General features: G+C 46.4%; 10 protein-coding genes. 7 read left to right on the top strand and 3 right to left on the bottom strand.

What is annotated here, in order from left to right; genetic code table 11:
- Positions 1 to 7: 7 nt before the first annotated feature.
- Positions 8 to 385, bottom strand: coding sequence for a response regulator (locus tag G395_RS0112575; protein WP_026630363.1), 378 nt, complete (start codon positions 383 to 385; stop codon positions 8 to 10).
- Between the two features lie 321 nt (positions 386 to 706).
- Between G395_RS0112575 and G395_RS0112580 the strand changes: the two genes are divergently transcribed.
- From G395_RS0112580 to G395_RS0112600, 5 genes are all read left to right on the top strand, one after another.
- Positions 707 to 2,668: an alpha-1,4-glucan--maltose-1-phosphate maltosyltransferase gene (locus G395_RS0112580; RefSeq protein ID WP_026630364.1), complete on the top strand. Its 1,962-nt coding sequence runs from the start codon at positions 707 to 709 to the stop codon at positions 2,666 to 2,668.
- Complete coding sequence (gene treS / locus G395_RS0112585) at positions 2,661 to 6,014, top strand: maltose alpha-D-glucosyltransferase (protein WP_374754381.1); 3,354 nt, start codon at positions 2,661 to 2,663, stop codon at positions 6,012 to 6,014. The genes G395_RS0112580 and treS overlap by 8 nt, the downstream gene beginning before the upstream one ends.
- A gap of 10 nt (positions 6,015 to 6,024) precedes the next feature.
- Positions 6,025 to 7,956 (top strand): 1,4-alpha-glucan branching protein GlgB, encoded by a 1,932-nt coding sequence (gene glgB, locus G395_RS0112590; RefSeq protein WP_026630366.1) that lies wholly within the window; start codon positions 6,025 to 6,027, stop codon positions 7,954 to 7,956.
- 30 nt (positions 7,957 to 7,986) lie between these two features.
- Positions 7,987 to 8,784, top strand: coding sequence for an SDR family NAD(P)-dependent oxidoreductase (locus G395_RS0112595; RefSeq protein ID WP_026630367.1), 798 nt, complete (start codon positions 7,987 to 7,989; stop codon positions 8,782 to 8,784).
- A gap of 252 nt (positions 8,785 to 9,036) precedes the next feature.
- Positions 9,037 to 9,792 (top strand): LytR/AlgR family response regulator transcription factor, encoded by a 756-nt coding sequence (locus G395_RS0112600; protein ID WP_026630368.1) that lies wholly within the window; start codon positions 9,037 to 9,039, stop codon positions 9,790 to 9,792.
- A gap of 1 nt (position 9,793) precedes the next feature.
- Here the strand turns inward: G395_RS0112600 and G395_RS0112605 are convergent, their stop codons facing one another.
- Together G395_RS0112605 and G395_RS0112610 are read right to left on the bottom strand one after the other, a co-directional pair.
- Entirely contained in the window at positions 9,794 to 10,180 is a 387-nt protein-coding gene (locus tag G395_RS0112605) for a DUF3037 domain-containing protein (RefSeq protein WP_310588875.1), read from the bottom strand.
- Complete coding sequence (locus G395_RS0112610; RefSeq protein WP_026630370.1) at positions 10,155 to 10,952, bottom strand: HipA family kinase; 798 nt, start codon at positions 10,950 to 10,952, stop codon at positions 10,155 to 10,157. The genes G395_RS0112605 and G395_RS0112610 overlap by 26 nt, the downstream gene beginning before the upstream one ends.
- A 175-nt stretch (positions 10,953 to 11,127) precedes the next feature.
- Here G395_RS0112610 and G395_RS0112615 point away from each other — a divergent pair, with 175 nt between their 5' ends.
- Together G395_RS0112615 and G395_RS0112620 are read left to right on the top strand one after the other, a co-directional pair.
- Entirely contained in the window at positions 11,128 to 11,502 is a 375-nt protein-coding gene (locus G395_RS0112615) for a hypothetical protein (protein WP_026630371.1), read from the top strand.
- 156 nt (positions 11,503 to 11,658) lie between these two features.
- Positions 11,659 to 12,552, top strand: coding sequence for a LysR substrate-binding domain-containing protein (locus tag G395_RS0112620; RefSeq protein WP_026630372.1), 894 nt, complete (start codon positions 11,659 to 11,661; stop codon positions 12,550 to 12,552).
- Positions 12,553 to 12,563 lie beyond the last annotated feature (11 nt).

Consider the following 12,563-nt stretch of genomic DNA (forward strand, 5'->3'; position numbering starts at 1 on the left):
ACCCAACTTACTGCCCCAGCAGCGCCCTCAAAACAGGAATTTCCAGCGGTTTGGAAAGCAGATGCATCACGTAAGGATTGGAACGGACTCTGGCAATGTCGTCTGTATCCACGGTTGAAGAAATCATGTAGATCCTGATCCGGCGTCTCAGGTTTTCGGGAAGATGGGCATATTGCCTGGTAAACTCGAATCCGTTCAGGCCCGGCATCTGAATGTCGAGCAAAATGATGGTTTCGGGAAAATGCTCTGTTTGATTTTCGAGAAAATCCATGGCAGATTGGGCAGAACTGAATGCTTTAACGGCATGCGCAAGACCACTCTTTAAAAGCAGCTTTTCTTGCGTAAACAAGTCAAAAGCACTGTCGTCTATCAAAATAAACTCCATCGGTCCGGCTGAGAAAATTATGGATCTGAATAAGCTATAAACACTAATTCGTGTAAAACTCAAAAAAAAATAACCAAATACAATCAGCATTGACGGCCAGATTGCGTCGGGCCGGAACTTGATTTGATAAATTTGTGGCGGTATAAATTGAGAAGTCGCTGAAATTTACGCGATTACAAAAATTAATCCAAACCGGAAACTAGAAAATAACTACAATATTAGCGGCTATTGACCTCAATTATAAGCTTCTGGACATTTCTCCAGGCATGGTTTTGATTGATTCAACAGGCATTCAGGAACGGAAAACTAAAAATCGGATCGATGCATATTCAGGACGGCAGAAAGCGGGTCGTGATTTCCAACGTTACTCCCCAGATTGAAAGTGGCAGATTTCCTGCTAAAAGAGCCATAGGAGAAAAAGTGGTTCTGACGGCTGACATTATCGGGGATGGCCATGACGTGGTAGCGGCAAGCGTAATTTACAAACACGAATCAGCAACAGTATGGGACGAGGTTCCCATGAAATACATTATCAACGATCAATGGGAAGCGACCTGGAAACCAGAGAAAACGGGTTTCTACGAATATCGTTTTACTGGCTGGATTGACCATTTTACAACATGGAAAAATGGTCTGGTCAAAAAATACGATGCAAACCAGGACATTTCGGTTGAAATACTGATAGGCGCAGAACTGCTTGAAGAAGCGATGCAACTAGCTGACGAAAAGGACAAACCTGCATTCAAAAACTGGATCGAAGCGCTCAAAACAGGCCAGAACCCCGAAGCTGCGGTAAATTTGTCAGTCAGTGATGAAGTGGCCAATGCCATGAAAAAGATCCGTTATACGGATCGGATTACGGTGTATGAGCATACTTACAAACTGGAAGTGGAGCGCAAAAAAGCCGCTTTCAGCAGCTGGTATGAGCTTTTCCCAAGATCCGCCTCTGCATTGCCGGACACCCATGGAACATTCAAGGACGTAATCAACTTGTTGCCGCTGGTTTCGAAGATGGGTTTTGATACGCTTTATTTCCCGCCGGTTCACCCCATAGGTGAAATGAAAAGGAAAGGGAAAAACAATTCACTTACACCATCCGAAACGGATCCGGGTTCGCCCTGGGCAATCGGTAACCGGCTCGGCGGGCACAAGGCGATCCATCCGGAGCTGGGCACAATCGAAGATTTTGTGGAGCTGGTTTCGGAGGCAAAAAACCTGGACATCGAGGTCGCTATGGACATTGCTTATCAATGTGCCCCTGATCATCCTTATGTGAAAGAACATCCCCAATGGTTCAAATGGCGCCCGGACGGAACGGTCCAGTATGCCGAAAATCCGCCCAAACGATATGAAGATATCCTGCCTTTCGACTTCGAAACACAGGATTGGCAAAACCTTTGGGAAGAGTTGAAAAGTGTTATCGACTTCTGGATCGGTAAGGGCGTTAAAGTTTTCAGGATCGATAATCCACATACAAAAGCATTTGCATTCTGGGAATGGATGATCGGGGAAGTGCGGAAAGTAAACCCCGAAATCATTTTCCTTGCTGAGGCATTCACCAGGCCGCGTGTGATGGAACGGTTGGCAAAAATCGGTTTTAACCAGTCATACACCTATTTCACATGGCGCAATAGCAAATGGGAAATAGAAAAGTATATGGAAGAACTTACCAAAACCGACCAACAATATTATTTCCGTCCAAATTTCTGGCCGAATACACCGGACATTCTACCGCATCATCTGGCGGAAGGTGGCGAGAATGCACACATTATGCGTCTGATTCTGGCTGCTACATTATCCTCCAATTACGGATTATACGGACCTGTGTATGAGTATGGGGTTAACAAGCCGCATCCGGGAAAGGAAGAATATACCGACAATGAAAAATACGAGATTAAACAGTGGGACTGGAAACAATACAGCCGCACGCGCGAGATCATAACGCGTGTTAACAGGATCCGCAAGGAAAACCCGGCATTGCAATCCACCTGGAACATTGACTTTGCGGAGACCACCAATGATATGGTGATCAGCTATATTAAGCAGGATGAAGAATCGAACAATGCATTGCTGATATCCGTAAATCTGGACGTCTTCAACACGCAAGGCGCCCACGTCAAGGTGCCTATACACCGCTTCGGCATTCATCCCGATCAGACTTACCTGGTCAGCGATATGCTTAGCGGTGAAAAATATTACTGGCGGGGTGAATACAACTTTGTTCAACTGAACCCATACGAAATGCCTGCACACATATTTAAAATTGAAACGCTCAATGGATAAAATAATGGAAGACAAAAACGGAATACTTGATAAGAACCTGCACTGGTATAAAGATGCCATTATATATGAATTGCACATTAAAGCATTTAAAGACGGCAACTGCGACGGGATCGGAGATTTCAAGGGGCTTATGGAGCAACTTGATTATTTGCAGGACCTGGGCGTAACGGCCATCTGGTTATTGCCTTTTTATCCATCACCGCTCCGCGACGATGGTTACGATATTGCTGACTATTACTCGATCAACCCATCTTATGGCGATCTGACAGAGTTCCAGGATTTCCTGAAAGAAGCGCATCAGCGTGGCTTGAAGGTGATTACTGAGTTGGTTATCAACCACACTTCTGATCAGCATCCCTGGTTTCAGCGTGCAAGAAAAGCGCCGAAAGGTTCGCCGGAACGCGAGTTCTATGTTTGGACAGACGATCCGAAGCAATTCAAGGATGCCCGGATCATTTTCCAGGATTACGAAAAATCAAACTGGACCTGGGATAGCGAAGCAGAACAATATTACTGGCACCGCTTCTTCCATCACCAACCGGATTTGAACTACGACAGTCCCCTGGTACAGGAAGAAATCCTGAAAATACTTGAATTCTGGTGTGAAATGGGTGTGGACGGTTTCCGTCTGGACGCTGTTCCTTACCTGTTTGAACGGGATGGAACAAACTGTGAAAACCTTCCGGAAACGCATGAGTATCTCAAAAAACTGAGAGCATATGTGGACGAACGCTATCCGGGCACATTGCTGTTGGCGGAAGCCAATATGTGGCCGGAAGATTCTGCTGCGTATTTTGGCGACGGTGATGAATGTCAGATGAACTACCACTTTCCAATCATGCCGCGCATGTTCATGTCGCTGCAAATGGAAGACCGCTATCCTATCACCGACATTTTTGACCAAACACCCGAAATTCCTGAAAACTGCCAGTGGGGAATATTCCTGCGGAACCATGATGAGCTGACGCTGGAAATGGTGACCGATGAGGAACGTGACTATATGTATAAAGTATATGTCAAAGATCCGAAGGCAAGAATCAACCTGGGAATCAGGCACAGACTTGCTCCTTTGATGGAGAACAGCCGGAAGAAGATCGAGCTGCTTAACTCACTGCTTTTCACATTCCCGGGCACACCGATCATTTACTATGGAGATGAAATTGGTATGGGTGATAACTTCTATCTCGGCGACCGCGATGGAGTAAGAACGCCTATGCAATGGAACCCAGACCGTAATGCAGGCTTTTCACAGGCCAATCCGCAACGACTTTACTTACCATTGATCCTGGATCCGCAATATCATTATGAATCGGTGAATGTGGAGTTACAGGAGCGTAATTCATCCTCATTATTGTGGTGGATGAAAAGGGCCATCGCTACCCGGAAGAAGTACGATGCATTCAGCCGCGGCGATATCAAGTTTCTTAACTCGGAGAACTCAAAAGTGCTGGCTTTTACCAGGACTTTCAAAGATGAAACCATGCTGGTGATTGCGAACTTGTCACGCTTCCCGCAACCCGTGGAGTTAGATCTGGACGCATATAAAGGTTTCCAGCCGGTTGAGATTTATAGTAAAAACAAGTTTCCTTCGGTTAAGGATAACACCCCATATTTCTTCACATTGGAGGCATATGCTTGCCAATCTTTTGTAATGCAAAAAACGCATCCGGAAATTGATCAGAACGAGGAGCTTCCGCTGCTTGAATTGAAAGACTGGAGTGATTTGCTTAAACCGGAGGTTCTCGAAAAGCTGGAAAACAAATTCCTGCCTTCTTACCTGATGAAAATGAGGTGGTTTGGTGGAAAAGGAAAAGGTCTGGACAGCATTAAGGTTGTTTCGCAGGCAACAATCCCGCTGGGACAAAATCCGCCTGCTTACATTCTGTTGCTCGAAATGGCTTATCAAAACGATCTGCCTGAAATGTATCAGCTTCCTGTTGCATATGGCAAAGAACAATTCTCGAACCGTGTGAAGGAGGACTGTCCGCAAGCTGTAATCGCCAGGATCAAGATCGGTGGTGAGGAGGAAGGCGTGCTGTTCGACGCCATTTACGGATTTGAAATGCAGCAGGCCCTGCTTGTTAATATGGGGGAAAATGTAAAGCTGAAAGCCAAAAACAGTGAGATACATTTCACAGGAAATGCAGATCTGGCTGCGCATATTAAGGAAACCGACAAATTTAAGCCGCGTGTGCTTTCAGGAGAGCAGAGCAATACTTCCATCACGTTCGACGGCAAGTATTTCTTCAAACTGTACAGAAAAGTGGACCGGGCGATCAATCCCGATATGGAAATCACGCATTTCCTTACGCATGAAGCGCAGTTCAAAAATATCCCGGCATTTGTAGGCGCAGTGGAGTGGAAACACAAGAACGACAGCATGGTGCTGGGTATGATGCAGGAAATGGTTATCAACAGCACCGACGCCTGGGCCAACATGCTAGACAGACTGGATAGCTTCAACGAAAAAATCCTTTCGACCAGCGAAATACAGCTGCCTACAGAACTTGTGGGCACATTGACAAACCCGGTGGGTTACGAAGACATTCCAGATGCATTAAAGGACTTGCTGGATGTTCCCGTTGCAGAACAGGTTGCACTCCTGGGAACCAGAACAGCAGAAATGCACCTGGCGCTGGCATCAGGCAAAAATAATCCAGATTTCAAGCCAGAAGAATTTTCGCTGCATTATCAGCGCTCGGTTTATTCTTCGCTGCAATCACTTGTCCGCGTTGCATTCCAGAGTCTGAACCGCAACACCAAGAAACTGACTCCGGAAGCACAGCAGGAAGCTGCGGACGTGTTACAAATGAAAGACGAAATCCTGACGGAACTGAAAAAAGTATATAGCCGCAAAATTGACACGGATAAAATCCGGATTCATGGCGACTATCACTTAGGCCAGGTTTTGTTCACCGGAAAAGACTTCATTATCCTCGATTTTGAGGGTGAGCCTGCGCGTAGTTACAGTGAAAGAAGGCTGAAACGCTCCGCATTGAGAGACGTTGCGGGCATGTTGCGTTCGTTCCATTATGCGGCTTATGGCAGTTTGCATCTGGACAATCAGGTGCGTAAGGAAGACATTACGAAACTGCTTCCTTTTGTGGAACAATGGTACCATTACATGAGCGGGTTTTTCATGAAAGCATATCTGGAAACGGTGAAGGACAGCCCGATCATCCCGCAGAAAAAGGAGGACCTGGAAGTGCTGTTGCAGACATTCCTGTTGCAGAAGGCCATTTACGAACTTAATTATGAGGTCAATAACAGGCCTACATGGGTGATGGTGCCGTTAAGTGGCATAAAGTCACTCATGCACAAATCCGAACCTCAGGTAACAGCTTAAAATTTTGACCATGACAGATCAGCGCAGCGATGCATTGCCAATGCTTTCCGGATTTGACATTGACTTGTTCAAGTCCGGAACACATTATCATATTTATAATAAACTTGGCTCCCACATTATCGAACGGGACGGGGTCAAAGGGACGCATTTTGCCGTTTGGGCACCTAATGCGCAGCAGGTTTCAGTGGTTGGAAATTTCAATGGCTGGAACAGGGAATCACATCCCTTAAATGTCAGAACGGACGGTTCCGGCATTTGGGAGGGCTTTTTGCCGGAAATTGGCCGCGGAGAATATTACAAATATTTTATCCGCTCCAATAATGGTTACGAAGTAGAAAAAGGAGACCCTTACGCATTTCACTGGGAAACACCACCCCACACTGCCACCGTGGTATGGGACCTTGATTACCAATGGAATGACGCACAATGGCTGGAAAAACGCCGTGGCGCACCTCCGCTCAGCCAACCTATTTCAGTTTACGAAATGCATATTGGCTCATGGCGCAGAGTGGATGAAGAAGAGGGCCGTTTCCTGACCTACCGCGAGCTGGCAGCCGAGTTACCGGAATATTGCAATTACATGAATTTCACACATGTGGAATTTATGCCGGTGATGGAACACCCGTTCTACGGATCGTGGGGTTACCAGCTGACTGGTTACTTCGCTCCCAGCAGCCGATTCGGAACGCCTCAGGATTTCATGTTCCTTGTTGACTCGCTGCACCAGGCTGGCATCGGTGTGATCCTGGACTGGGTGCCTTCCCACTTCCCAACCGATGAGCACGGGCTGGGCTACTTCGACGGAACGCATCTTTACGAGCATGCCGATCCTAAAAAGGGCTTTCATCCGGATTGGAAGAGTTTTATCTTCAACTACGGACGGAATGAAGTGAAGGCATTCTTGATTTCAAATGCAATTTACTGGCTGGACAAATTCCATATCGATGGTTTACGGGTTGATGCCGTAGCATCTATGCTTTACCTGGATTATTCCAGAAATGAAGGAGAATGGATCCCTAACCAGTATGGCGGACGCGAGAACCTGGAAGCGCTGGATTTTTTAAGAGAATTCAACAATGCGTTGCATACCAATTTCCCCGATGTTCTCACCATTGCCGAAGAATCTACCGCCTGGCCGGGCGTTACCAGCCCGACAAACAATGGTGGCCTGGGCTTTGACATGAAGTGGATGATGGGCTGGATGCACGATACATTGTCTTACTTCCAACTGGACCCGATTTACCGCTCCCATCATCAGGGGCAACTTGCATTCAGCATGCATTATGCATTTTCTGAGAAATTTACTTTGCCGCTTTCACACGATGAGGTGGTTTATGGTAAAAATTCGATGATCAATAAAATGCCTGGCGACCATTGGCAGCAGTTTGCCAACCTGCGTTTGCTTTATGGCTACATGTTCGGACATCCGGGTGCGAAGCTGCTTTTCATGGGCGCGGATTTTGCGCAACGGCACGAATGGCGCCACGATTTCAGCCTGGATTGGAACGAAAACAACAATCCGTCCCATACAGGCATTCAGCTCTTGTTAAAAGATCTCAATGGTTTCTATAAATTGCAACCGGCTCTTTACGAAAATAATTTTTCACAGGAGGGTTTCGAATGGATCGATAACCAGGATGGCGTAAACAGCATCATGAGCTGGATCCGGAAAGGAAAGAATGAAGAGGACGATCTGATTTTTGTCGGAAACTTCACGCCGATTGTTAAGAGCAACTACCGGATCGGCGTTTCGAAGCCTGGATACTATCAGGAAATCTTTAATACAGATGACTTGAAATATGGCGGATCTGATGTGGTTAACCGGGAAGAACAGGAAAGTTATCCTGTTCCGAAACACGGAAAAATCCACTCACTACCGCTTGTTTTACCTCCCCTGGGCATTATTGTATTAAAATATGTGCGGGGTTTTGACTGGTTGTAATTTTAATCTTCATCAATAAACTAAATAATTATGTCATCTAATGGAAAATATGCGCTGATCACAGGCGCAACAAGCGGCATAGGCTACGAGTTGGCCCTGCTGTTTGCAAAAGACCAGTATAATCTGGTGATCGTTTCACGGGACGAGCAGCAGCTGGAAGTGAAGGCGCAGGAATTCAGACAGCATGGTGTGGAAGTGATCACAATTGCGAAGGACTTTTTCAACCGGGAGGAAACCTTGTCGGTTTACGAAGAAGTGAAAAGCAAAGGAATTACCATTGATGTGCTGGTTAACGATGCCGGTCAGGGAGTTTACGGATTATTCCAGGACAATGAGCTGGACCGCGAACTGGACATTATCGAGCTGAACATTTCAGCTGTGGTGATCCTTACCAAGCTTTTCCTGAAAGATATGCTTGCAGTGAATTCCGGCAAAATACTTAACCTGGCCTCTATTGCCAGTAAAACCCCGGGCCCATGGCAAGCAGTTTATCACGGCACGAAAGCATTTGTGTTGTCATTCAGCCAGGGGCTGCGTGAAGAATTGAGCGAAACGGATATAATCGTAACTGCATTATTACCAGGCGTTACCGACACCGATTTCTTCAACAAGGCAGACATGAACAGCAGCAAAGCTGTGCAGGACGAAGAATCCAAAGCTGATCCCGCAGGCGTGGCTAAGGACGGTTACAACGCACTGATGGCAGGCAAGGATAAGGTAATATCCGGGCTTAAAAATAAGTTACAAATGGGTATAAGCAATGTGACGCCCGACAGCATGGTCGCGCATAACATGAACGAAATGCAAAAGCCTGTTACTGAGGAATAATTTCCAATATTTCGACTTTACGGCCATATCATCTCAGGGTGATATGGCCTTTTTGCGTTTAGCCTTTAAATAAATCTCACCGGCCTTTTAATGGTTGAAAAAGCACATTCTTCTTCTTTTCTTTTAATTATACTTCCGGTTAAAAACTGATCAGCGTTTCCATGATATCACCGGGTCTCACCGGGAAAATGCCTGGCTAAGCGTCGATCAGTTTAATGTCCCACATCACCCTTTACAACATTTAAAGACATTATGATAAACGCGCTGATTATCGATGATGAAGTTAAAGCTCGTCACATTCTTGCCAATTATCTGGAAACAATGATCCCGGAGGAAATGACCATCAGGCAAGCGCGATCGGTGGATCAAGCAGTGGAAGTGATGAAAACATTCAAGCCCGGAATCATATTCCTGGATGTGGAGATGCCGGGAAAGTTTGGCTTTGAATTGTTGGCTGGCCGAAAAAATCCTGACTTCGATATCGTTTTTATAACCGCATTCAATAAATACGCCATCCAGGCGATCCGGTTCAGTGCGCTGGATTATTTGTTAAAACCCATATGTGTGGAAGAGTTGAGATGTGCCATTGAACGGCATATTGAAAAAGTGAAAGAGAAGAATGCCCGCCCCAGTCAGATGCTTCTGGACAACCTGATGGACAACATTAAGAAGAAGGAAATTAAAGATTTTCGTCTGGCCGTCCCTTCCAGCGAAGGCGTTTTCTTCTTTATGCTGGACGAAATCCTGAGGCTCGAAGCAGACAAAAATTACACGTCCATCCACCTGGTTGGTAAAAGACCATTTGTTTCCAGCAAAACCTTAAAGCACTTTGACGAAATGCTGGCCGACTTTAATTTCATCCGCACACACAAATCACACCTCGTTAACTCCCGGTACATTAAGCAAGTGTCGCACAACAGTCAGTATGTGCTCCTTTCCGACGGATCGCAGGTGGAAGTATCAAGAAGAAAAAAGGAAGAAGTCCAACAGCAGCTGAACCTGCGCTAAGTTACCTGACCATTTGATCAAACAATTTATCCAAACTCACTTCCGGTTCCCGGCAAAAGCCAGGATGCACTTTTGATGATTGTACAACAGTGCTTCGCGTGGCGGTAAGCCAACGGAAACGTGATGCAGGCGGCAGCGCAGCAATGGTGCCGCCTTCTTTTTTACCCAAACAAATCAACTTCAATGCATTCAGGTAGGCACTTACTTCATCGAGGTCCAGGCTTTCGGAAAGCACGCGCAACTTGGCAGCATTCAGCTCAATGGTGCATTCCAGAAAACGCTTTGACGGACAAAATAAAATAACACCCACATTCACAAATTCTTCGCGCTCGACCCTGGGCACGACGCGAATTACGGCGTACTCAAATAAGTGCTGCTCTTGCATCATTAGCTCCTTTAACAAATACATCCGACACGGAGAGCCGCGACGCTAAAAATTTCACATAAGCCTGCCGATGTTCTTCGGCAGTTTCAAAAGGCGCATCGCGCAGCAGCCAGTCATCCGGAATCAGCGATACAACGGCCTCAATTTTTTCAACATTTAAAATGGACTTAAATTCGGTATTAATAGATTCGATATCAGCAGCGTAACGAAGCAGCACATGATCTTTCACCTGTGCAAACGGCCGCTTAGCCTGCTCTTCCCAGTTATCCCACGAATGATGAAAATACAATGCTGCGCCATGGTCTATAAGCCATAACTCTTTATGCCACATGAGCATATTGGTGTTCCTGGCCGTGCGGTCCACATTGGTAATGAGGCTGTCGAGCCATACGATTGCGGATGCAAGCCGTGACTCCACGTCGGTTACCACGGGATCATAAGTAATGGCGCCGGATAGATAATGGATGGCCAGATTCAACCCGGTGCTGGCACGAAGCAGATCCTGAATTTCTTCGTCGGGCTCTGTCCTTCCGAATGCCTCGTCGAGATTGGCAAAAACGATTTCAGGAACTTTCAAGCCCAGCAGTCGCGCAATTTCCCCTCCTATCAGCTCTGCAATCAGCGCTTTTGTTCCTTGCCCGGCCCCGCGGAATTTCAGGACATATAAAAAATCGTCGTCGGCCTCGGCAATAGCAGGCAGCGATCCGCCTTCCCGCAGCGGGGTAACATATCGGGTAACATTTACAGTTCTGGATTGAAGTTGTTGACCATTCATTACATTATACTAACGGTTCAAAGCTGTCAATATAGAGATTTTTCACTAAACAAGTCCCATTTCGGCCATCACCTGCGCCCTGAGAAAGGGGCTTTATTCACATCCGCTCAGGTTGGAACGGTATTTGATACTTCACTTAATATCAAACAAACTGGCAACCCAAATGACCAAGCGCATGAGACGGTTAAAAATATTAATGATTATGACGGTGTTAGCTGCACCAACCATTGCTTTTTCGCAATCGCGGGATAACAAAACGGAATCAAAACGCTCTGAGCGAACATTTCAGAAAAAATCTTCGAGGTTGAGTTCTTCGACAGACACATCCGATGTCTCCGCAATCGTCAAGGATTCGTCCAACGCCGAGAGCGGCCCTATCCTTAATGACAACGGAACCGTGAGCACAAACGGAACGATCAACGGAAGAAGCAGCACCGGTCGCCCCGATGCCGACACCACAACATCTTATTCAGTAAAACGCAATAAGAAAACGATCAGAAGCGGTGGCACAGCAACACCCCACACGACGAAGAGAAGAAGCAGACCTTAAAAAGATGACCTTAACCCCGATCCAGCGTCGGGGTTTATTTTTTTTGCCTTTGCATTAAAAATAGCGAAACAGTGTTAACATTCCAGTGCGACGGATGCGTTGAATGCGGCATTTTTGCTGTTTTTGAATTTGCAATTATAACAGCGAACTTGCAGCATGGTCTTCGATTTTCGGTTACAGGTTTTTAACACGGTTGCCCGCCGGCTCAACTTTACAAAAGCGGCTGCGGAGCTTTATATCACACAACCAGCCGTAACAAAGCACATTCACGAGCTTGAAAATCAGCTGAATACCAAGCTTTTTGAGCGTAACGGCTCGCGTGTGAAGCTTACCCAGGCTGGCGAAATTCTCCTGCACCATAGCGAACAGATCTTTGAGATTTACCGGAACATTGAGTTTGAGATCAACAACCTGGCACAGCGCCAGGGCGGAAAGCTGCGGCTCGGCGCCAGCACCACGGCCGCGCAATACATTCTTCCTCCTATCCTGGCCGCTTTTCACAGGAAGTTTCACAACATTCAGGTAACGCTTACCATTAAAAATACCGAAGAAATTGAGCAAGCCCTGCAAAACAAAGAGATTGACCTGGGCGTAATTGAAGGTTTTTCCAAAAACGCTGCTATAAAGTATATCGAGTTTTTAAAGGACGAAATTGTTCTGGTGGCCGCCAGTAAAAACCCGACTGCCATGACCGGCACCGTTTCACCGGAAAAGCTCAAAACCATCCCGTTGCTTATGCGCGAACCCGGTTCGGGGACATTAGAAGTGATTGCCCATGCCCTAAAGACGATTGGCGTCAGCATTGCCGAGCTGAACATTGAAATGCAGCTTGGCAGCAGCGAAAGCATGAAACTATATATGCTGCATTCGGATTCCATGGCGTTACTATCCGTTCATGCCGTGCTGAAAGAACTGCAAAGCAAGGAGTGCCGCATTGTGGATGTGGAAGGTCTGAACATTGAGCGCTATTTCTATTTTACGATCCTGCACGGCCAGCACGAGGCATTACCCGACCTTTTTATGAAATTCGCCCGCTTTGTTGCGAAGTGAATGTCCCAAAT

The sequence above is a fragment of the Dyadobacter alkalitolerans DSM 23607 genome, from assembly GCF_000428845.1.
Classification (GTDB): domain Bacteria; phylum Bacteroidota; class Bacteroidia; order Cytophagales; family Spirosomataceae; genus Dyadobacter; species Dyadobacter alkalitolerans.